The 22,543-nt window shown below is 66.1% G+C and carries 14 protein-coding genes and 2 rRNA genes (1 of these 16 running past the window's edge); 10 read left to right on the top strand and 6 right to left on the bottom strand.

Annotated elements, in window-relative coordinates; all coding sequences use genetic code 11:
- Together ACSYHF_RS20260 and rrf are read left to right on the top strand one after the other, a co-directional pair.
- Positions 1 to 2,435, top strand: a 23S ribosomal RNA gene (locus ACSYHF_RS20260); it begins 445 nt to the left of the window's first position.
- A gap of 125 nt (positions 2,436 to 2,560) precedes the next feature.
- Positions 2,561 to 2,675: ribosomal RNA gene (rrf, locus tag ACSYHF_RS20255) — 5S ribosomal RNA — on the top strand.
- Between the two features lie 391 nt (positions 2,676 to 3,066).
- Here the strand turns inward: rrf and ACSYHF_RS20250 are convergent.
- The 3 genes from ACSYHF_RS20250 to hemH form a co-directional block, all read right to left on the bottom strand.
- Positions 3,067 to 5,172: a methyl-accepting chemotaxis protein gene (locus ACSYHF_RS20250; protein ID WP_447575970.1), complete on the bottom strand. Its 2,106-nt coding sequence runs from the start codon at positions 5,170 to 5,172 to the stop codon at positions 3,067 to 3,069.
- A 291-nt stretch (positions 5,173 to 5,463) separates the two neighbouring features.
- On the bottom strand, positions 5,464 to 6,318 hold the full coding sequence (locus ACSYHF_RS20245) for an alpha/beta fold hydrolase (RefSeq protein ID WP_065196770.1): 855 nt from the start codon (positions 6,316 to 6,318) through the stop codon (positions 5,464 to 5,466).
- Positions 6,315 to 7,277 (bottom strand): ferrochelatase, encoded by a 963-nt coding sequence (gene hemH, locus ACSYHF_RS20240; RefSeq protein ID WP_095378512.1) that lies wholly within the window; start codon positions 7,275 to 7,277, stop codon positions 6,315 to 6,317. Before hemH ends, ACSYHF_RS20245 begins: the two co-directional genes overlap by 4 nt.
- Before the next feature lie 165 nt (positions 7,278 to 7,442).
- On the opposite strand from hemH, the gene ACSYHF_RS20235 reads away from it, so the two are divergent.
- The 4 genes from ACSYHF_RS20235 to tatC all read left to right on the top strand — a co-directional run bounded on the left by ACSYHF_RS20235 (position 7,443) and on the right by tatC (position 9,850).
- On the top strand, positions 7,443 to 8,336 hold the full coding sequence (locus tag ACSYHF_RS20235; RefSeq protein WP_005420455.1) for a lipid-binding SYLF domain-containing protein: 894 nt from the start codon (positions 7,443 to 7,445) through the stop codon (positions 8,334 to 8,336).
- A 75-nt stretch (positions 8,337 to 8,411) separates the two neighbouring features.
- Positions 8,412 to 8,639: a Sec-independent protein translocase subunit TatA gene (gene tatA / locus ACSYHF_RS20230; protein WP_005420453.1), complete on the top strand. Its 228-nt coding sequence runs from the start codon at positions 8,412 to 8,414 to the stop codon at positions 8,637 to 8,639.
- A 15-nt stretch (positions 8,640 to 8,654) separates the two neighbouring features.
- Positions 8,655 to 9,104, top strand: a complete 450-nt coding sequence (gene tatB, locus ACSYHF_RS20225; protein WP_447575969.1) for a Sec-independent protein translocase protein TatB — start codon at positions 8,655 to 8,657, stop codon at positions 9,102 to 9,104.
- Positions 9,101 to 9,850, top strand: coding sequence for a twin-arginine translocase subunit TatC (gene tatC, locus ACSYHF_RS20220; protein ID WP_005420449.1), 750 nt, complete (start codon positions 9,101 to 9,103; stop codon positions 9,848 to 9,850). The genes tatB and tatC overlap by 4 nt, the downstream gene beginning before the upstream one ends.
- An 83-nt stretch (positions 9,851 to 9,933) precedes the next feature.
- Here the strand turns inward: tatC and ACSYHF_RS20215 are convergent, their stop codons facing one another.
- Genes ACSYHF_RS20215 through ACSYHF_RS20205 form a run of 3 tightly spaced genes read right to left on the bottom strand, consistent with a single transcriptional unit; the run spans position 9,934 to position 13,448 of the window.
- Entirely contained in the window at positions 9,934 to 10,845 is a 912-nt protein-coding gene (locus ACSYHF_RS20215) for a BPSS1780 family membrane protein (RefSeq protein WP_005420447.1), read from the bottom strand.
- A gap of 49 nt (positions 10,846 to 10,894) precedes the next feature.
- Positions 10,895 to 11,641, bottom strand: a complete 747-nt coding sequence (locus ACSYHF_RS20210; protein WP_262220796.1) for a glutamine amidotransferase — start codon at positions 11,639 to 11,641, stop codon at positions 10,895 to 10,897.
- Positions 11,613 to 13,448, bottom strand: a complete 1,836-nt coding sequence (locus ACSYHF_RS20205; protein ID WP_005420442.1) for a GspE/PulE family protein — start codon at positions 13,446 to 13,448, stop codon at positions 11,613 to 11,615. Before ACSYHF_RS20205 ends, ACSYHF_RS20210 begins: the two co-directional genes overlap by 29 nt.
- 83 nt (positions 13,449 to 13,531) lie before the next feature.
- Between ACSYHF_RS20205 and glyQ the strand changes: the two genes are divergently transcribed.
- The 4 genes from glyQ to ACSYHF_RS20185 all read left to right on the top strand — a co-directional run bounded on the left by glyQ (position 13,532) and on the right by ACSYHF_RS20185 (position 22,501).
- Positions 13,532 to 14,443 carry a glycine--tRNA ligase subunit alpha gene (gene glyQ, locus ACSYHF_RS20200; RefSeq protein ID WP_049412007.1) on the top strand — a complete coding sequence of 304 codons (912 nt, stop codon included), beginning with the start codon at positions 13,532 to 13,534 and terminating at the stop codon, positions 14,441 to 14,443.
- 87 nt (positions 14,444 to 14,530) lie between these two features.
- On the top strand, positions 14,531 to 16,606 hold the full coding sequence (gene glyS / locus ACSYHF_RS20195) for a glycine--tRNA ligase subunit beta (protein ID WP_072168859.1): 2,076 nt from the start codon (positions 14,531 to 14,533) through the stop codon (positions 16,604 to 16,606).
- A 244-nt stretch (positions 16,607 to 16,850) separates the two neighbouring features.
- On the top strand, positions 16,851 to 18,647 hold the full coding sequence (locus ACSYHF_RS20190; RefSeq protein WP_069138909.1) for an autotransporter assembly complex protein TamA: 1,797 nt from the start codon (positions 16,851 to 16,853) through the stop codon (positions 18,645 to 18,647).
- A complete protein-coding gene (locus ACSYHF_RS20185; protein ID WP_329846115.1) occupies positions 18,644 to 22,501 on the top strand; it encodes a translocation/assembly module TamB domain-containing protein in 3,858 nt (1,285 codons plus the stop codon). The genes ACSYHF_RS20190 and ACSYHF_RS20185 overlap by 4 nt, the downstream gene beginning before the upstream one ends.
- The last annotated feature ends 42 nt before the right edge of the window (positions 22,502 to 22,543 follow it).

The following is a 22,543-nucleotide window of genomic DNA, read 5'->3' as shown; positions in this document are numbered from 1 at the left end:
ACCGTGAGGGAAAGGCGAAAAGAACCCCGGAGAGGGGAGTGAAATAGAACCTGAAACCGTGTGCGTACAAGCAGTAGGAGCTCCGCAAGGAGTGACTGCGTACCTTTTGTATAATGGGTCAGCGACTTACTGTTCGTGGCAAGCTTAACCGTATAGGGGAGGCGAAGGGAAACCGAGTCTGATAAGGGCGCATAGTCGCGGGCAGTAGACCCGAAACCGGGTGATCTAGTCATGCCCAGGGTGAAGGTGCGGTAACACGCACTGGAGGCCCGAACCCACTCCCGTTGCAAAGGTAGGGGATGAGGTGTGATTAGGAGTGAAAAGCTAATCGAACCCGGAGATAGCTGGTTCTCCTCGAAAGCTATTTAGGTAGCGCCTCATATGTATCCTCTCGGGGGTAGAGCACTGTTATGGCTAGGGGGTCATCGCGACTTACCAAACCATTGCAAACTCCGAATACCGAGACGGACTGTATGGGAGACACACGGCGGGTGCTAACGTCCGTCGTGAAAAGGGAAACAACCCAGACCCACAGCTAAGGTCCCAAATTTTGTGCTAAGTGGAAAACCATGTGGAAAGGCACAGACAGCCAGGAGGTTGGCTTAGAAGCAGCCACCCTTTAAAGAAAGCGTAATAGCTCACTGGTCGAGTCGGTCTGCGGGGAAGATTTAACGGGGCTAAGCACAGAACCGAAGCTTGGGGTGCATAACTTTGTTATGCGCGGTAGAGGAGCGTTCCGTAAGCCGTTGAAGGTGGATTGAGAAGTCTGCTGGAGGTATCGGAAGTGCGAATGCTGACATGAGTAACGATAATGCGGGTGAAAAACCCGCACGCCGAAAGCCCAAGGTTTCCTTGCGCAACGTTAATCGGCGCAGGGTGAGTCGGCCCCTAAGGCGAGGACGAAAGTCGTAGTCGATGGGAAGCAGGTTAATATTCCTGCACCTCGCGTAAGTGCGATGGAGGGACGGAGAAGGTTAGGTGTACCAGGCGTTGGTTGTCCTGGGGAAAGGCGGTAGGTTTGGATCTTTGGCAAATCCGGGATCCTTTAAGACCGAGCACCGAGACGAGCCTTTATGGCAAAGTCACTGATACCACGCTTCCAGGAAAAGCTCCTAAGCTTCAGCTTACGCAGACCGTACCGTAAACCGACACAGGTGGGTAGGATGAGAATTCTCAGGCGCTTGAGAGAACTCGGGTGAAGGAACTAGGCAACATGGCACCGTAACTTCGGGAGAAGGTGCACCCTTTTTGGTGGCTCGTGCGAGCTATAGCTGAAGAGGGTCGCAGTAACCAGGCCGCTGCGACTGTTTATCAAAAACACAGCACTCTGCAAACACGAAAGTGGACGTATAGGGTGTGACGCCTGCCCGGTGCTGGAAGGTTAATTGATGGGGTCAGCCGCAAGGCGAAGCTCTTGATCGAAGCCCCAGTAAACGGCGGCCGTAACTATAACGGTCCTAAGGTAGCGAAATTCCTTGTCGGGTAAGTTCCGACCTGCACGAATGGCGTAACGACAGCGGCGCTGTCTCCACCCGAGACTCAGTGAAATTGAAATCGCTGTGAAGATGCAGCGTTCCCGTGGCAAGACGGAAAGACCCCGTGAACCTTTACTATAGCTTTACACTGAACGTTGAGTTCGTCTGTGTAGGATAGGTGGGAGGCTATGAAACCATGGCGCTAGCTGTGGCGGAGCCATCCTTGAAATACCACCCTGTCGTGCTTGACGTTCTAACCTGGGCCCATTATCTGGGTCGGGGACCGTGTATGGTGGGTAGTTTGACTGGGGCGGTCTCCTCCTAAAGAGTAACGGAGGAGCTCGAAGGTACGCTCAGCGCGGTCGGACATCGCGCACTGTGTGCAAAGGCATAAGCGTGCTTGACTGCAAGATCGACGGATCAAGCAGGTAGGAAACTAGGACTTAGTGATCCGGTGGTTCTGTATGGAAGGGCCATCGCTCAACGGATAAAAGGTACTCCGGGGATAACAGGCTGATACCGCCCAAGAGTTCATATCGACGGCGGTGTTTGGCACCTCGATGTCGGCTCATCACATCCTGGGGCTGTAGTCGGTCCCAAGGGTATGGCTGTTCGCCATTTAAAGTGGTACGCGAGCTGGGTTCAGAACGTCGTGAGACAGTTCGGTCCCTATCTGCCATGGGCGTTGGAGATTTGAGAGGGGCTGCTCCTAGTACGAGAGGACCGGAGTGGACGAACCTCTGGTGTTCCGGTTGTCACGCCAGTGGCATTGCCGGGTAGCTATGTTCGGAAGCGATAACCGCTGAAAGCATCTAAGCGGGAAGCGCGCCTCAAGATGAGATCTCCCGGGGCACAAGCCCCCTGAAGGAACCATGTAGACTACGTGGTTGATAGGTCAGGTGTGTAAGTACAGCAATGTATTGAGCTAACTGATACTAATGATCCGTGCGGCTTGACCATATAACCTCAAGTTGCCTTGGCTTTACGACAGCGTCGTAAGAGCATCCAAGTGCACGCTACGTCACAAGAACTATGCGAGGCTGGCGCCTTGTCCCCCGGGACGAGTGCGACACTCCAAAAGCCTCCCTGGTGAAATTAGCGCTGTGGAACCACCCGATCCCATCCCGAACTCGGAAGTGAAACGCAGCTGCGCCGATGGTAGTGTGGCTCAAGCCATGCGAGAGTAGGTCATCGCCAGGGTTTACACCCAAAACCCCGCTGCTGACGCAGCGGGGTTTTTCTTTGTGCGCAGGAAATGCGGGTGGTGCCGGCCGCTGGCCGGCACCGCCATGGCTGCACACCGGCCGGTAGATCCACGCGATGCGTGGATATTCTCTGCGGGCAGCCACAGCGCCAGCCAAGGTTGGCCGCTACCGGCGGGAGGTCAGACAGTGGGCGAGGCCGTAATTGCCAGCCAGCGGCCGGCATTACCGGTAGACCCACGCCGTGTGTGGATGCGGCGCCAAACAGGGTTGGCCGCTCCTCACGGCAGGTCCGGAAGCGGACTTTTCCTGACCCATCACGCAAATGCAGGCAAAAAAACGGCGCCCTGCGGGCGCCGTCTTGATCAGGATCGCATTGCAGGCCCGGATCAGGCGGCCCGCGGGACCTCGTGCGGTTCCTGCTGGCGGAACACCGATACTGCCTCGGTAAGCGTCCCCGCCTGCGTCTGCAGCTCGCGTGCGGCCGCGGTGGCTTCTTCCACCAGCGCCGCGTTCTGCTGCGTGGCCTGATCCATCTGCACCACGGTCTGGTTGATCTGCTCGATGCCGATCGACTGCTCCTGCGAGGCCGCCGAGATCTCACGCATCAGATGGCTGACATTCTCCACGCCGCCGACAATGCCCTGCATCCGCTGGCCGGCGTCGGCCACCAGCTGGGCACCTTCGCCCACCTGTCGGCCTGCCTCATCGATCAGCTTTTTGATTTCCTGTGCGGCGGCGGCGGAGCGCTGCGCCAACACGCGCACCTCGCTGGCCACCACGGCGAAGCCACGGCCCTGCTCACCGGCACGTGCGGCTTCCACCGCCGCATTGAGCGCGAGGATATTGGTCTGGAAGGCGATGCCATCGATCACGCCGGTGATGTCGCCGATCCGCTTTGAGGCGCCTTCAATCGCCTGCATGGTGTCGACAACCCGCTGCATCGCGGTGTTGCCATCACTGGCGGCGTTCTGCGTGGACGCAGCCAGCTCACTGGCCTCGCGCGCATGCGCAGCGTTCTGGCGCACGGTGGCGGTCAGCTCCTCCATCGAGGCTGCGGTTTCCTGCAGGTGCGCCGCCTGGCGCTCGCTGCGCTCGGACAGCGCACCATTGCCTGCAGCGATCTCGCTGGCGGCGGTACTGATCGAGGCCGCGCACTGCTGGATGCGGCCCACCATGCGCGCCAGCTGGCCGGCGGTGGCGTTGGCATCACGCTGGATCGCGGCGAAGGCACCGTGGTACTCACCGTGCATGCGCCGATCGAGATCGCCGTTGGCCAGCGCCGAAAGCATCTGCCGCACGTCGTTGACGGTGCTGCCCAGCGTATCGAGCAGCTGGTTGATGCCACCGGTCAGGCCATCGAGGAAGCTGGCGCCTTCGGTTGCCTGCAGGCGCTGGCCGAGATCGCCGGCAGCGGCAGCAGCGACGATGCCGGCCACGGCGTTCTCCAGCGCCAGCTCCTGGGTACGGTCATGCCATTCGACGGCGAAACCGAGGCGCATGCCCTGTGCATCGAACACCGGGGTGACCACCTGGGCGAAGTGCACCGGGCCGATCTGTACCTTGCCGTTGTGGCTGGCCTGCAGGCCATTGAGGATGGCGCGGATGCGGTCCGGGTTGGCATGGAAGCGATGGATGCTGCTGCCGACCAGGCGTTCGGCATCGAAGTCAGGGAAGGCCTGGCGCAGTGTCGCCTGCTGGTTGCGCAGCAGAGCCACCACCGAGCGGTTGACATAGCGGATCACGTGATCATTGTCGGCGATCATCATCGCGGTGCGCGAGGCATCCAGCGCCTGACGGATCTGCGCATTCTCGGCATGCGCCTCAGCCTCACGCCCACGTTGGGCCTGGACGTGGCGCGCGGTATCGGCCAGCGCATGGGCCAACGAGCCGGGTGCATAGGATGCGGTGTCGGCATGTGCGCCCAGGTCGGTGCCCGTGGCGATGTCGCGGGCCAGCGCAGCCAGCCGGCGCGGGCCGTGGCCAAGCGCCTCGGTCTGCTGGCGCAGGCGCAGCGCGATCTGGCCGAGGAATGCCGTCAGCCCGGCGAACAGGCCCGCCTGCAGCAACGTAGGTCCCACTGCTGCGCCCTGCAGCAGCGGCGCCAACAGCGCGAGCGTGCCGATGCCGCCGGCCAGCCATACCGGCAGGCGATCACGATGGCTCAACAGCACGCCCAGCAGCAGTGCAATCGGCAACGCCGGTGACAAGCCCGCGATCGCGCACAGCCCTGCCAGCTGCAGCGACAACAACAGCGCCAGGCCATTGCGGGTGGCGCTATGGCCCGCTTTGGGACCGGCCAGCCAGATGGCAGGCAGCACAGCGGCCGCAACCAGCGAGGCGGTCAGGACATGAGGCCCGCGCAGGGCCAGCACCAGGCCGGCCACCGCCAGTGCCGCATTGCCGATCAGCAATCGGCGGTCAGCGCGGTGGGCGAGCCGCTGCAGATGCGGCAGGCGGGCGGTATCGGGGGGGCGAGTGGATGCAGCGGACATCGGCGACTCCTGGATCAGCAGACGACAACGGCCACACGGTGACGCACGCACGAGTGCGTGGCCAGGGCATGGACCGGGAATTCGGGGAATGCGACGCAATCAACGTCGCGCAGACGGGGCGCCGTGACCACATCCTGTGGGTGACGGAGCAATGGAGCGGGCATGCGGACTTCCTTGCAGGACCAGACACACGCCGCAGGCCCGACCGGGCCCACGTGCTGCGGACGCAGTGGCCCGCAACTGATGTATCGGCCGGAAGTGCGCAGAATGAAGTGCAGCGGACGCTGCGACTCAGCCGGCGTTGTCGTTGCCGAGGAAGCGCAGGATCACCTCGGCGATGCGTGCCGGGTCTTCCATATGCAGGTGGTGGTTGCCGGGAAACACGGCCAGCCGTCCATCACGCAGGTGCTGCAGGCGATCACTGCGCATCGGCTCGGGATAGTAGGACTGCGCCGGCGTGGCATAGATCACCTGCGTCGGGCAGGTGATGGCCTGCAGCAGGTTGTCGATCTGGCCTTCGCTGAGGCGGATCGCAGTGGGCAGCATCAGGCGCGGGTCGCTGCACCAGCGGTAGCCACCTTCGACCGGTTCCACGCCGCGCTCGACCAGCAGCCGTGCGCAGGGTTCGCTGAGCTGGTTGGTCATCATCCGCGCGCGGATCGGCGCTGCCAGATCGGGGAACACGCGCAGCTGCTTGCGTGCCAACGCGCGCGTGGCGTTCACATGCTCGCGCAGGCGATGCGCCGTTTCTTCCTCGGGACCGCGCAGGCCGCCGAGTGCTTCGATCGCCACCAGCCGATCAACACGGTCGCTGACCGAGGCGGTAAGGCTGGCGATGCCGGCACCCATCGAATGGCCGAGCAGGCTGAATCGGTCCCAGCCCAGCGCGTCGGCGACATCGAGTACGTGGCAGATCGCGGCGGCCGTGGTGTAGCTGGCACCCATCGGCAGGTGCGCGCTGTGACCGTGGCCGGGCAGATCGATGGCAACCAGCTGCAACGCCGACAGGTGCGGCGCCAGCGGAACGAAGCTGGCGGCGTTGTCGAGCCAGCCATGCAGGGCCAGCACGCGTGGGCCGCCGCCGTGGTTGCGCAGGCCGGCGACGCGTGCGCCACCGACCTGGAGTTCAAACGGTTGCAGGCTCATGCCAGCGAGGACACGGCCAGCCGTGCCAGGGCGCGTGCATGCTCCGGCTCGGCGTTGAGGCAGGGGATGTAGCGCATCGTCGCACCGCGCTCGGCCAGTGTTTCGGTGAAGCCCAGCGCAACCTCTTCCAGCGTCTCCAGGCAGTCGGTGGCGAATCCGGGGCAGACCACGTCGATCTGCTTCACGCCGGATTCGGCCAGCGCCCACAGGCTGGGCTCGGCATACGGCTGCAACCAGCGCTCCCGGCCGAAGCGCGACTGGTAACCCATCTGCCAGTCGTCCTTGACCAGGCCCAGTGCATTGGCGATGGCCTGCGCACTGGCCTCGCAGCGCTGCGGATACGGGTCGCCCGCGTCGGCCAGGCGCTGCGGGATACCATGGAAGGAGAACATCAGTTTCTGACCGCGACCGTGCTGTTCCCAGTAGCGGCGGATCGATCCGGCTATGGCCTCGACCCAGCCGGGATCGACCGAGTAATCCCGCACCAGGCTCACGGTCACGCCCGGGTTGCGGCGCTGCCACGCATCGACCCGGTCTTCGACCGAGGCGGTGGTGGTGGTGGAGTACTGCGGGTACAGCGGCAACACCACGATCCGGCGCGCGCCGTCGGCGGCAAGACGGTCGAGCTCGCCGGCCAGCGCCGGTTCACCGTAACGCATCGCATGGCGTACCGTCAGGGTCGGCAGCAGGGCCTGCATGGCCTGCGCCAGCTGGCGCGTATATACCATCAGCGGTGAGCCGTCGGGCAGCCAGACCTGGGCGTACTTGGCCGCCGACCGGCCGCTTCGCAGCGGCAGGATCAGCCCGCGCAGCAGCGGCTGCCAGAGCAGTGCCGGAATCGCGACCACGCGCGGGTCGGACAGGAATTCGGCCAGGTAACGGCGTACGGCGGGGGCCGTCGGCGTCTCGGGCGTGCCTAGGTTGACCGCCAGCACGGCGGTATCGGGTGCGTCGAGCATGGGCGGTATTGTCGCCTATCCGGCGCCGCACCGGGATGCAGGGTTCGGATTGCAGGCATAGCGCGCATCAATGCGGGCAGGGAACGCTCATTGGGGATTCATGACAACACCACTAATTTCAGTCACTTGCTATATCTTCCTATGGACTGACTTCTGGAGCCTGCCATGCGTCGCCCGATCCAAGCCCTGCTGATCGCCGCCAGCCTGCTGTCCAGCCAGGCCATGGCCGGACCGCAGGAAGACCAGCGCGCCCGCAACGCCGTGCGCGTGCTGGCCGAAATCCAGGAAATTCCTGAACAGGGCATTCCGGATAAATTGCTCGACGAAGGCCGCGCGGTCATCGTCATTCCCGACACGATCAAGGCCGGTCTTGTCATTGGCGGTCGTCGTGGCCACGGCCTGATGTCGGTGCGCATGCCCAATGGCGCATGGTCCAACCCGGTGTTCGTGAAGCTCACCGGTGGCAGCATCGGCTTCCAGGCCGGCGTGCAATCTTCGGATGTGGTGCTGGTGTTCCGCAACGACCGCAGCCTGGACAACCTGGTCAACGGCAAGTTCACGCTCGGCGCCGATGCCGGCGTTGCCGCCGGTCCGGTCGGCCGCAATGCCGCCGCCGCCACCGACGGCCAGCTGAAGGCCGAGATCTGGTCCTGGTCGCGTGCCCGTGGGCTGTTCGCGGGCGTCGCGCTGGATGGTGCGGTGCTGCAGATCGACGATGCCGCCAACCTTGACGCCTACGGCAGCAACACCACGCCGCGCATGATCTTCGAAGGTCGCGCCGCCGGTTCGCCGTCGATGGACGTGGTCGCCTTCCGTGATCGTCTGGAAGAGGCCACCTACGCCGCCCGCAACAATCGCAACGGCAACGGTGGCAGTGCACCGCGTCCGGCGGCGACCCCGGCGGTTGCGCCGGCGCCTGTTCAGGCAGCGCCGGCCGCCCCAACCGAAGCCACCACCGCGCCGCTGCAGAACGTGCCGCAGAACCCGCCGCCGCAGCAGCAGGGCTTCCAGCCGGTCAACGACGGCGAAATCCGCACGGAAACGCTGGGCGGAAACTGACTTTCGTCACGCGCGCCGGCTGACACCCGGTGCGCTATGCTCGACAGCCTGATCACTAACGTAACGAGCGTCTTTATGGGCAGTTTCAGCATCTGGCATTGGTTGGTCGTGCTGGCCATCGTCCTGCTGGTGTTCGGCACCAAGCGCCTGACCAGTGGCGCCAAGGACCTCGGCTCGGCGGTCAAGGAATTCAAGAAGGGCATGCGCGACGAAGACAAGCCGAACGCGCAGCTGGGCGATGAGTCGCGCAGCCAGGACGCCTCGCGCACCGCGCAGGACGAGCACGACCGTAACGCTCGCTGATCCGGAGCGGTTGCGGTGTTTGATATCGGCTTCAGCGAACTGCTGGTGATCGCGGTGGTCGCCCTGGTGGTGCTCGGTCCCGAGCGCCTGCCCAAGGCGGCCCGCTTCGCTGGCCTGTGGGTGCGCCGTGCCCGCAATCAGTGGGATTCGGTGAAACAGGAACTGGAACGCGAACTGCAGGCCGAGGACATCAAGCGGCAAATGCAGGAGGTGCGCCAGGGCATGCAGGACACCGAGAACCAGCTGCGCGCCAGCGGCGAGGCGATCCGTCGCCAAGCGCAGCAGCAGGGCGATGCGCTGGCGCAGGAAGTACGCGCGCCGGCGCCTGCGGATCCGCCGCCGCATATGGGCGGCCTGCCGCCTGCCGATGCACCGGTACAGGAGGGCATTGCGCCAGAGCCGATGCCGGCGACACCCCCTGAAGCCGGTGCTCCGACGCCGCAGCGCACGGAGCGCCAGCCATGAGTGAACAGGATTTCGGCGAAAGCTCGCTGGTCGAACATCTGGTGGAACTGCGCGGCCGCCTGGTGCGCGCATTGCTGGGCCTGGGCGTGGTGCTGCTGGCGCTGCTGCCGTTTACCCAGAAGCTGTACAACGCGCTGGCCGAACCGCTGGTCTCGCAGCTGCCCAACGGGCAGACGATGATCGCGACCAATCCGGCCGGCGCCTTCTTCGCGCCGTTGAAGCTGACCTTCTTCGTTGCCCTGTTCGTGGCGGTGCCGTGGCTGCTGTACCAGCTGTGGGCCTTCGTCGCCCCGGGGCTTTACGCGCGTGAGAAGCGCCTGGCGGTGCCGCTGCTGGTGTCTTCGGTACTGCTGTTCTACACCGGCTGTGCCTTCGCCTACTTCCTGGTGCTGCCGGCGGTGTTCCATTTCCTGACCACCTTCAGCCCGGACGTGATCGCGATCACCCCGGATGCGAATGCCTACCTGGATTTCGTGCTGGCGATCTTCTTCGCCTTCGGTGGCAGTTTCGAACTGCCGGTGGCGATGGTGATCCTGGTCCTGCTGGGCTGGGTGACGCCGCAGCAGTTCAAGGAAGGACGTGGTTACGCGATCGTCGGCATCTTCGTGCTGGCGGCGGTGCTGACCCCGCCGGACGTGGTTTCGCAGCTGATGCTGGCGATCCCGATGTGCCTGCTCTACGAGCTGGGCATCCACGCCGCACGCTGGCTGGTGCCGTCGTCGGCCGTGAAGAAACCCGCCGCCTGAAAAAAACAAAAGGGGACGGAGGGGATTAAGTCGTTATCGGCACAGTGGCACAAACGACTTAATCCCCTCCGTCCCCTTTTTCGTCAGGCGTGGAAGATGTCGCTTGAGGTCGGGGTGGTCGGGACCGGCGGTGCGGCGCGACTGCCACGGTGCACGAACATCTGCTTCCACGCGGCATAGACCGCGCCGACATACAGCGGCATCAGCACCGTGGTCAGCACCAGCTGGGCGATGAAGGCGGCGGCCAGCGGGCCACCGATCAGCATCGCGATCTGGATCACGATCACGAACAGGATGTAGATGCAGAACGCGGCGATCAGGCCGAGCACGGCGAACACGATCATCGCGCCGATGTTCTCGATGCAGCCCTGCAGGCTCAGGCGCAGCGCGTGCATGCCGCTCTGCTTGTCGAACACCACCAGCGCCGGCTGGGTGAACATTGCCAGCGACAGTGCGACCGCGCTCAGGAACACCAGCAGCATCCACAGCGCGATGCGCTTGGCCGGCAGGTTGGCCACCAGCGCCGCGGCATCGTCCGGCTTGATCTGCTGGCCACTGCGGCTGATCTCTTCCATCTTGGTCATGACCTCGCTGAAGGCGGTGAAGCCTTCGCGGCCGATCATCATGAACAGCAACGCGCCCAGCAGCAGCACCGCCAGCACCTGGATCGCCAGCGGCACCAGCAGGTGGCTGACGCGGTGGTCGCGGATCGGCTGCAGCAGGTGCGAGGACAGGCCCGGGCGGCCTTCGTCGATCTCACCCACGGCGTAGAGCATGCCGCCGAACATGATCGGCGAGATGGCCAGGGTCATCAGCTGCACGGCCATGCCGGCGGCGCCGGGAATCAGCGTCGACAACAGGGTGACCACCCAGCTCACCAGCAGCCAGGCCAGGCCGATCCGGGCCAGCTGCAGCGGCGCACGCCGATACAGCGAGAACGTATCCAGCAACCACTGGGCGCCCGCCGAGGCCGGCAGCTTGCGAATCTCTTTCATGGACATCCGGGAAGGACAGGAGGGGACGGGCGGTTGCCCGTGCCGCTGATTATCCCTGTTTTGCCGCCGGCTGGGCTGAAGACAGCCACGCCTGTCGGACGAAGCGGCGCAGCAGCTGGCGGGCCAGCGGTGCGGCGCTGACTGCGCGCTCGATGCTGCGCGCACAGCCGCCGTGGCGGCCGATGCAGTCGGCGCGGGCGCGCACGTAGCCGCGCATGTGGTGGGTGGCGAATTCGGGGTGGAACTGCACGCCCCAGGCCTGGCGCCCCCAGCGGAACGCGTGGCAGCCATCCAGCGGCGAGCGTGCCAGCACCTCGGCACCGTCGGGCGCGCGCAGCACGGTCTGCAGGTGGGTGGCGTGGGCGGCAAAGTGCCGCGGCAGGCCCTGGAACAGCGGATCCTGTGCCGCCTGTGGCTGCAGCTCCAGTTCGATCGTGCCGGACTCGCGCCCGGCCGGGTTGTAGGCCACCTCACCGCCCAGCGCATGCGCCAGCAGCTGGTGGCCGTAGCAGATGCCGAACACCGGCAGGTCAGCGTGGGCGGTCTGGCGCAGCCACGCCGCGCTGCGCTCGCTCCAGTCGGCGTGGTCAGTAACGAAGGCGGCCGAACCGGTCACCAGTACCCCGGCAAAACCGTGCGGATCGGGCAGGGCGCCACCGTGTTCGACATCGACCACCACCGTCTCATGTTCCTCCAGCCCGGCGGCGACGCGGATCCAGTGCGGAAAGCGCCCGTAGCGGCGCAGCGACGGTACCGGGCGGCCGGTTTCAAGGATCAGGAAGGGGGCTGGGTTCATCCGGGGGCGGCAGCACTGACAGGACTTCCTCGATTGTAGTCAGCCCCTGCGCCACCTTTTCAAGCCCGGCCTGGCGCAGGGTTCGCAGCCCTTCAGCGCGCGCGGCACGGGTGAAACCGGCCAGATCCATGTCGGCGCGGATCTGCCCGCGCAGCCGCGAGCCCAATGGCAGCAACTCATACAGGCCGATGCGGCCGAGGAATCCGGTGCGCCGGCACTCCAGGCAACCGACCGGTCGACAGGGCGTGGCGGCATCTGGATATGCAGCCTGGCTATCAGCGAGCACCGCCCAGTCGGCAGCACCAAGGGTGTGCGGCTGCTTGCAGTGCGGGCACAGGGTACGCACCAGGCGCTGGGCGAGGATGCCGTTGAGGGTGCTGGCCAGCAGGTAGTGCGGCACGCCCAGGTCGAGCAGGCGGGTGACCGCCGACGGTGCATCGTTGGTGTGCAGGGTGGACAGCACCAGATGGCCGGTCAGCGAGGCCTGCACCGCCATCTGCGCGGTTTCCAGGTCGCGGATCTCGCCGATCATGATGATGTCCGGGTCCTGCCGCAGCAGGGTGCGCACGCCGCTGGCGAAGTCCAGGTCGATGTTGGCCTGCACCTGCATCTGGTTGAACTCGGGCGCGATCATCTCGATCGGGTCCTCCACCGTGCACACGTTCACGTCCGGCGTGGCCAGCCGCTTCAGCGTGGAATACAGGGTGGTGGTCTTGCCCGAGCCGGTCGGGCCGGTGACCAGCACGATGCCGTGCGGGCGCTCGACCAGTGCATTCCAGCCAGCGGCCTCCTGCGGGCTGAAGCCGAGCTGGTCGATGCTCTTGAAGGCGGCATCGGGGTCGAAGATGCGCATCACGCACTTCTCACCGAAGGCGGTGGGCATGGTAGACAGGCGCATCTCGACCTCGCGGCCACCCGGCGAGCGGGTCTTGATGCGGCCGTCCTGCGGGCGCCTGCGCTCGGCCAGGTCCATGCGGCCGAGTACCTTGATGCGGCTGACCACCGCGGTCATCACTGCCGGCGGCACCTCGAACACCTTGTGCAGCACACCATCGATGCGGAAGCGCATGCGTCCCATCTCGCGGCGCGGTTCCAGGTGGATGTCCGAGGCGCGCTGCTCATAGGCGTACTGCAGCAGCCAGTCGACGATGTGCACGATGTGCTGGTCGTCGGCATTGACGTCGCCGGTGCGGCCCAGCTCGACCAGCTGCTCGAAGCTGGGCAGGGTGGTGTTGGCCTCGCCGCGGACGTCGCCGCGCGCGCCACGCACCGAACGGGTCACCCCGTAGAACTCCATGGTGTAGCGGTGCAGGTCGAGCGGATTGACCACCGCCAGCTCGATGCGGCGGCGGGTCAGGTGCTGCAGGTCGCGGCGCCATTCCTGCACCAGCGGCTCGCTGGTGGCCACCAGCACCCGTTCGGCATCCACTGCCAGCGGCAGGAAGCGGTGGCGACGGGCATAGGCGTGGGAGACCAGCGCGGTGACCGCAGCGACGTCGACCCGGGTCGGATCGATGCGCAGGTAGCGGTTGCCGGTGCGTTGGGCCAGCCATTCGGTCAGGCGTTCCAGGGTCAGTTCGCCGCCGTCGCGGGTGGCCAGCTTGAGGTTGGACAGCAGCACCAGCGGGTGCACTTCACTGGCATTGCGCGCGCCCTGTGCGGAAAACCGCATGCGCTCGCCCTCGTGCTCGGCGACCAGGCCGTCGGCCAGCAGCGCCGCACCCACCTGCTCGAAATGCAGGCGGCCCCACGGCAGCGGGACGCCGCCTGGCTCGCCGGGCGTGCCCACCGGCAGCCGATGTTCCATCTGCCTGCTCCTCCCGGGTACGGAATGCCCCGCAGGTCGGCCGTTATACTAGCGCACCCCCTTGCCGGCCAAGACTCGTACGCATGTCCGCGACCCCGACCGTTCCGATCACCTTCCAGGGCCTGATCCAGACCCTGAACCAGTTCTGGGCCCAGCAGGGCTGCGTGCTCATCCAGCCGCTCGACCTGGAGGTGGGCGCCGGTACCTTCCACCCGGCCACCTTCCTGCGGGCGATCGGGCCGGAAAGCTGGAACGCGGCCTACGTGCAGCCGTCGCGCCGCCCGACCGACGGCCGCTACGGCGAGAACCCGAACCGCCTGCAGCGCTACTACCAGTACCAGGTGGCGATGAAGCCGGCGCCGGACAACATCCAGCAGCTGTACCTGGATTCGCTGAAGGCACTGGGCATCGATCCGCTGGTGCACGACCTGCGCTTCGTCGAGGACAACTGGGAATCGCCGACGCTGGGCGCGTGGGGCCTGGGCTGGGAAGTCTGGCTCAACGGCATGGAAGTGACCCAGTTCACCTACTTCCAGCAGGCCGGTGGCCTGGAGTGCCGCCCGGTGCTGGGCGAGATCACCTACGGTCTCGAGCGCCTGTGCATGTACCTGCAGAACTGCGACAACGTCTATGACCTGGTCTGGACCTACGGCCCGGACGGCCAGCCGGTGACCTACGGCGACGTCTACCACCAGAACGAGGTGGAGCAGAGCACCTACAACTTCGAATACGCCGACGTGGACGAAATGTTCCACCGCTTCGATGCCTGCGAGCGTGAAGCGCAGAAGCTGGTGGAAGTGGGCCTGCCGCTGCCGGCCTACGAGCAGGTGATGAAGGCCAGCCACACCTTCAACCTGCTCGATGCGCGCCGCGCGATCAGCGTGACCGAGCGCCAGCGCTACATCCTGCGCGTGCGCGCGCTGGCCCAGGCGGTGGCCAAGGCGTATTACGAGCAGCGCGAGAAGCTGGGCTTCCCGGGTGCGAAGAAGGCCTGACCGCCTTCCTGCACCGTCCCGCTTTTCATCAACTACCCGGGGCGCCGGACGCGTTGCGCGCTGCGCCCCCACCACAGGATCGAACCGATGAGCCAACTGTCCCCCCTGCTGATCGAACTGGGCACCGAGGAGCTGCCGGTCAAGGCGCTGCCGGGCCTGGCCCAGGCGTTCTTCGACGGTGTTGTCGAAGGCCTGCGCAAGCGTGGCGTCGCGCTGGAGCTGGGCGATGCCCGCCCGCTGTCGACCCCGCGCCGGCTGGCCGTGCTGCTGCCGGGCGTCGGCCTGGAACAGCCGGAACAGCACAGCGAAGTGCTGGGCCCGTATCTGAACATCGCGCTGGACGCCGAAGGCCAGCCGACCAAGGCCCTGCAGGGCTTCGCCGCCAAGGCCGGGATCGACTGGACCGCGCTGGAGAAGACCACCGACAACAAGGGCGAGCGCTTCGTGCACCGCGCGGTGACCCCGGGCGCGAGCACCGCCAGCCTGTTGCCGGACATCCTGCGCGAGGCGATCGCGGCGATGCCGATTCCCAAGCCGATGCGCTGGGGCGACCACGCCTGGGGCTTCGCCCGCCCGGCGCATTGGCTGGTGCTGCTGCACGGCGCCAACGTGGTCGAGGCCGAACTGTTCGGCCTGCAGGCCGGCCGCGCCAGCCGTGGCCATCGTTTCCACCACGACCAGGCCGTGTCGCTGGCGCAGCCGCAGGACTACGTTGAAGCGCTGCGCGCCGCGTTCGTGCTGGTCGACCCGAGCGAGCGCCGCGCGCGCATCGTCACCGAGGTCGAGGCCGCTGCGGCCAAGGCCGGTGGCAGCGCCCGCATCACCGAAGACAACCTGGAGCAGGTGGTGAACCTGGTCGAATGGCCGTCGGCGGTGCTGTGCAGCTTCGAACGCGCGTTCCTGGCGGTGCCGCAGGAAGCGCTGATCGAGACGATGGAGATCAACCAGAAGTTCTTCCCGGTGCTGGATGCCGCCGGCACGCTGACCGAGAAGTTCATCGGCATTGCCAACATCGAATCGAAGGACGTGGCCGAAGTGGCCAAGGGCTACGAGCGGGTGATCCGCCCGCGCTTCGCCGATGCCAAATTCTTCTTCGACGAGGACCTGAAGCAGGGCCTGGTGTCGATGGGCGACGGCCTGAAGACGGTGACCTACCAGGCCAAGCTGGGCAGCGTGGCCGACAAGGTGGCGCGCGTGGCCGCACTGGCCGAAGTGATCGCAGCCCAGGTCGGTGCCGATCCGGCGCAGGCCAAGCGGGCTGCCGAGCTGGCCAAGAACGACCTGCAGTCGCGCATGGTCAACGAATTCCCGGAATTGCAGGGCATCGCCGGCCGCCACTACGCCGTGGCCGGTGGCGAATCGGCCGACGTGGCGCTGGCCATCGACGAGGCCTACCAGCCACGCTTCGGTGGTGACGACATCGCGCTGTCGCCGCTGGGCAAGGTGCTGGCCATCGCCGAACGCGTGGATACGCTGGCCGGTGGTTTCGCTGCAGGCCTGAAGCCGACCGGCAACAAGGACCCGTTCGCGCTGCGCCGCAACGCGCTGGGCCTGGCCCGCACGATCATCGAAAGCGGCTTCGAACTGGACCTGCGCGCGCTGATGGCCAGCGCCAATGCCGGCCTGGCCGCGCGCAACGTGCAGGCCGATATCGGCGAGCTGTACGACTTCATCCTCGACCGCCTGAAGGGCTACTACGGCGACAAGGGCGTGCCGGCCACGCACTTCAACGCGGTGGCCGAGTTGAAGCCGGCCTCGCTGTACGACTTCGATCGCCGCCTGGATGCGATCGGCACCTTCGCCGCGCTGCCGGAGGCAGAGGCGCTGGCTGCGGCCAACAAGCGCATCCGCAACATCCTGCGCAAGGCCGAGGGCGAGATTCCGGCGCAGATCGACGCGGCACTGCTGCAGGAAGATGCCGAGCGCGCGCTGGCCGAAGCGGTCACCGCCGCCATCGATGACACCGGCGCCAGCCTGCACCAGAAGGACTATGTGGCGGTGCTGGCACGCCTGGCGCGCCTGCGTCCGCAGGTCGACGCGTTCTTCGATGGCGTGATGGTCAACGCGGAAGATCCGGCACTGCGTGGCAACCGCCTGGCGCTGCTGACGATGCTGGGCGAGCGCCTGGGCAAGGTGGCGGCGATCGAGCATCTGTCGAGCTGACGCCCGTATCGGTAGTGCCGGCCGCTGGCCGGCATTGCCCCCGATCTGTGGGGTGCCGGCCAGCGGCCGGCACTACCGGAACATCGCCGGCGTTGTCTATCGGGGTCATTGCCGACATCGTGGACGATGCCGGCATCCTGATTGGTCGGTTGCGACAATCGACACTTTGCGGTGTATTTTGACCGCCACTTAACAACCGATCCGCAATGACGTGATGCATTTCGCATCGTCACCTCCGGTCGGTATGCTGTGCCGCATGCAGCCAAAGAAATACGCCCTGCCGCTGATGGTCCTGTCGCTGGCCGCCACTTCCGTGGTCCATGCGCGCGGCACCATCGACAAGGTGGACATCAAGGGATTGGACAAGGGCGACGACGCCGCAATCATCGAGAACATCCAGGAATCGCTGTCGCTGTACGACACGATCGGCAAGGAGCAGGGCGAATCGCGCCTGGAGTACCTGCTGTCGCAGGCCGAGCGGCAGACCCGCCAGGCGCTGGAGCCGTTCGGGTACTACAACCCGGTGATCAAGGTCGAGGCGCCGCGTGAGGACGAGCACGTGCGCGTGCTGATCCATGTCGACAAGGGCGCCCCGGTGACCGTGCGCCGCGAGCACATCGACATCACCGGCCCGGCGATGTACGACCAGTACCTGCAGGACGACCTGGCCGCCTTCAAGCCCCGCAAGGGCCAGCGCTTCGAGCACACCCAGTACGAAGCCAGCAAGATCACCATCACCCGGCGCCTGGCCGAGCGCGGCTACTTCGATGCCGACTACACCCAGCGCCAGGTGCAGATCACCCGCGCCGACAACGCCGCCGACATCGACCTGACCTGGGACAGCGGCCGCCGCTACAACATGGGCCCGGTGCGCTTCGAGCAGGATTACTTCGTCGACAAGCTGTTCGATCCACTGGTGTACTGGGACGAGGGCAGCTACTACCACGAGGGCAAGCTGGACCGGCTGCGCGAGTCGCTGACCAAGCTGGACTACTTCAGCGTGATCGACATCCAGCCGCGCCCGGACCAGGCCGACGAGAACGGCGAAGTGCCGGTGGACGTGAAGCTGACCCGGGCCAAGCGCACCATCTACACCGCAGGCCTGAGCTACGGCAGCGAGAGCGGCCCGGGTGTGCGCGGTGGCATCGAGCGGCGGTTCCTGAACAACCGCGGCCACAAGATGAACACGCAGCTGGACTATGCGCAGAAGCGCAAGAGCCTGGTTACCAGTTACCGCATTCCGGCCTTCAACTGGCTTGATGGCTGGTACACCTTCGCTGCCAGCGCGTATGACGAGCAGACCGACTACATCGACCTGCGCAACTTCAAGCTGATCGCCAGCCGCAGCGGCGAGATCAACGAACACTGGACCGCGATCGCCTCGATCAACGCGCTGCGCGAGCGCTGGCGCTATGCCTCCGGCACCGAATTCACCGACGCCGTCTACAACACCTCGACGCTGGTGTACCCGCAGATGGTTGCCGACTACGTCAACGTCGACGACGAGATGTTCCCGCGCAAGGGCATCAGCGGCGCTGCGACGGTGCGTGCCGGCGTGGAAGGCGCCGGCTCGGATACCAGCTTCGTGCAGGCCAACGCCGTGTTGCGCTGGTACATCCCGGTGGGTGAAAGCAATCGCCTGATCCTGCGCGGCGAGGGCGGCACCACCTGGACCAGCGATCTGGTGGCGATGCCGCCGAGCCTGCGCTACTTCGCCGGTGGTGACCGCAGCATCCGCGGCTACGCCTACCGTGAGGTCGGCCCGCGTACGCCGAAGCCGGACAAGTACGCGCTGGGTGCCAAGAACCTGGTGATCGGCTCGGCCGAGTACGAGCACTACTTCAACGGTGGCCCCTGGGGTGCGGCGGTGTTCGTCGATACCGGCAGTGCCTTCGACAACACCATCGACCTGCATACCGGCGTCGGCTTCGGCGTACGCTGGAAATCGCCGGTGGGCCCGGTGCGCATCGACGTGGCGCACGGCCTGAACAACCCGGATTCGCAGTTCCAGCTGTACCTGAACATCGGAGCGGACCTGTGAGCGCGTCCGCACCGACCCCGAACACCCCGCCGCCACGCGTGCGCTTCTATCGCCGTCGCCGCTTCTGGGCATGGTCGGGTGTGGGCGTGCTGGGCCTGGTGCTGCTTGCCCTGCTGGCGGTCTACTGGCTGCTACAGACCGTGGCTGGCCGTGACGTACTGCTGGCGCAGGTGGTGGCGCGGCTGCCGGTGGGCGCCAGCTTCACCTGGGACAAGGTGGACGGCCCGGTGGCCGGACCGCTGACCCTGTACAACGTCGACTTCCGCTATGACGACATCCATTTCCACGCCGAGCGTGCCCACCTGGAGCCGGACCTGCGCCCGCTGTTGGGCCGCAAGCTGCTGCTGGACAAGCTGGAGCTGACCAACGCGACGTTGAACCTGGCCAAGAGCGATGAGCCGTTCAAGCTGCCGTCGTGGCCCGATTCCCTGCCGCAGATCGAGATGCCGCTGGCGATCCAGGCCGATGCCATCGCCATCGATGGCTTCCGCATCAGCCAGGCCAACGAACCGGTGATCGACATCAGCCGCGTGCGCGGCGGCATCGAGATCGCCAACGGCGAGTTCCAGGCGCACAAGCTGGTGGTGGACAGTGACATGGGCAACTTCACTGCCCAGGGCCGTTACATCCCGGCCAAGGACTACGACACCGACGTGACGGTGACGGCGGTGTTGCCGGCACCGCGTGGGCGCACAGCCGCTACCGTCGGCCTGGTCGCCCGCGGTGACCTGTCGCACATGGAAGTGGCGGTGGCCGGGCGTGCACCGAAGCCGCTGCACGCGATGCTGGTGTTCGATGGCCGCACCGACCCGACGTGGAACGCCAGCGTGCGCAGCGACGAGCTGGATCTGGCGTTGCTGTCGCCGGCCTTGGCCAGCTCGGCGATCACGCCGTTGTCGCTGGATTTCACCGCTGCTGGCAAGGGCGGCAATGCCAACCTGCGTGGCAGGGTGAAGCAGGGCGAGCAGGAACTGGAACTTGCACCGTCCATGGTGTCATTGCAGGACCAGGTACTGAAGGTCTCGCCGCTGCTGCTGAAGGGCCTCGGTGGCGAAGCCCGCCTGGAGGGCACCGCCGATTTCAGCCAGGAAAACCAGCAGAAGCTCAACTTCTCGGTGGTCGCGCGGGACCTGACCTATGTACCGGCGCCTGATCCGAACACCGCCGGCAGCGCACCGGTGCCGGTCACTCTGAAGGAAGCACGCTTCGGCCTGGCCGGTACCCTGAAGGCCTGGGCGGCGATCGGCCGCGCCGAGGTCGAACGCGAAAAGCAGAAGGCGCAGCTGCACTTCGATGTGCGTGGCAACGATCAGGCCGCGTCGATCCACCAGCTGCAGGCGCAGACGCCCGGTGGCCAGCTGCAGGTGGAAGGCCAGGTGGCGTGGGCGCCGCAGCTGGACTGGGACGCCAAGGCCACGCTGAAGGACTTCGACCCCGGCTATTTCGTGCCGGGCTGGAACGGCCGCCTGTCCGGCAACCTGGCCTCCAAGGGCCGCCAGCTGCCGCCGCCGGCCAATGCCGCACCTGGCACCGCCGGTACGCTGGAAGCCACGGTGGACCTGCCCTCGCTGAAGGGCATGCTGCGCCAGCGCAATCTCGACGCACAGGGCAAGTTCGCGCTGCAGGGCGCGCAGGGCCAAGGTGACCTGAAACTGGCGTTGGGCAGCAGCCGGGTGACCGCGTCGGGCAAGGTCGGCGACCGCCTCGACATCGATGCGCGTTTCGAGCCATTGCAGTTGAGCGACCTGCTGCCGGGCGCAGACGGTGGCCTGCGTGGCCAGGTACAGGTGAAGGGCCCGCGCGATGCGCCGGACATCACCGCCGACCTGGTCGGCAACAACCTCAACTGGGACGGCTACGGCGCCGAGAGCGTGAGCATCAAGGGCCGCCTGCCGTGGCGCGGCGACAGCGGCACGCTGGCCGTGCAGGGCCAGCAGGTCAACGCGGGCATGTTGCTGGAGCGGCTGAACATCGACGCACAGGGCAGTGTGTCCAACCTGCGCCTGGCCGCGCAGACCCGCAACGAGATGGGTGCGGTCGAGCTGCAGGGCAGCGTGCGCCAGCAGGGCACGCAGTGGCGTGGCGAGCTGGCGTCGCTGCGCATCGCACCGGTGAAGGGCGATGCCTGGGCGCTGCGTGCACCGGCGGCGTTCGCGATCAACGGCAGCACCTACACGCTGTCCGAAGCCTGCCTGGCCGCGGCCAGCAGCGGCGCGCTGTGCGCACAGGCCAACTGGCCGCGCGAAGGCCTGGTGGTGCGCAGCGACGCGCTGCCACTGGCGCTGGTGCAGCCGTGGTTGCCGCCGCAGTCCGGCCGCCGCATCTACCTTCGCGGCGATGTCAGCCTGGACGCGCAGATCCGCCCGCGCGGCAACGCCTGGGAAGGCCATGTGGAAGTGCGCTCGAAGGAAGGCGGCGTGCGCCTGGGCGAGAACCGCAACACCGTGGGCGATACCACCCGCGGCGAGCTGGTGCGCTATGACCAGTTCTCGCTGAAGCTCGACATGACCCCGGCCAGCATCAAGGGCTACCTGGGCATGGGCTTCCAGGGCAATGGCTTCGTCGACGCCAAGATGCAGACCGGCTGGGAAGCCAGTGCGCCGCTTAATGGTGAGCTCTACCTCAACATGTCGCGGCTGTACTGGCTGGAGCTGTTCTCGCCGGACATCGTGCGCCCGACCGGCCTGATCGAAGGCCACGTCAGCCTGCGCGGGACGCGAGGCCAGCCGTCGCTGGGCGGTGACGCACAGCTGAGCAACTTCAAGGGCGAATTCCCCGCGCTGGGCCTGACTTTCGACCAGGGCAAGGGCAGCTTCGTGGCCCAGCCCGATGGTTCGGCCAAGATCACCGCGCAGGCCAACTCGGGCCAGGGCACGCTGTACGTGGACGGTGGCCTGTCGTGGTTCGGCGATGCGCAGCCGCTGCAGCTGAAGATCCATGGCGAGAACGTGCTGCTGTCCAACACCAGCGAACTGCGCATCGTCGCCAACCCCAACCTCGACTTCACCCTGGCCAAGGCGGCGATGGAGCTGCGCGGCACCGTGCACGTGCCCGAGGCCGACATCGATCTGGAACGCCTGGACCGCGGCACCTCGGTGTCCGAAGACGTGGTGGTGCTCGACCCGGCCGATCCGGAAGAGTCGCGCACCTCGCCGCTGGACATGGACCTGACGGTCAGCCTGGGCGACAAGGTGAAGATGACCGGGTTCGGCCTGAAGGGCGCGCTGACCGGCAAGATGCAGGTCTGGGCCAAGCCCGGCCGCGAAATGACCGCCAATGGCGGCCTGGAAGTGAGCGGCCGCTACAAGGCGTATGGGCAGGACCTGACCATCACCCGTGGCAACCTCAACTGGAACTACAACGCGGTGTCCGACCCGCGCATCAACATCCGCGCCGAGCGCCGCATCGGTGATGTCACCGCCGGCATCGACGTGACCGGGCGTGCCCAGCAACCGCGTGCCGACGTGTGGTCCGATCCGGCGATGTCGCAGTCCGAGGCACTGGCCTATCTGGTGTTGGGACGCAGCCTGACCGGCGCCAGCAGCGACCAGGCGCAGCAGGTCAACGCGGCCTCGGCGGCGCTCTCGGCTGGCAGTGGCCTGCTCGCCTCGCAGCTGGGTGCCAAGCTGGGCCTGGATGATGCAGGCGTGAGCCAGTCGCGCGCGCTGGGTGGTTCGGTGATCGGCGTCGGCAAGTACATCTCGCCCAAGCTTTACGTGGGTTACGGCGTGTCGCTGGTGGGCGCCGGTTCGGTGATCACGCTGAAGTACCTGCTGCGCCGCGGGTTTGATGTGGAAGTGGAATCGAGCACGGTGGAAAACCGTGGTTCGATCAACTGGCGGCGGGAGAAATGACCGGGTCGGGGGCGGCGCCCTTTCGTTGAAAGGGTCCGACCC

Source organism: Stenotrophomonas maltophilia group sp. P373 (assembly GCF_053295075.1).
Note: the sequence above shows the minus strand (reverse complement) of the source record. Positions and strands in the feature narration are given on the sequence as shown.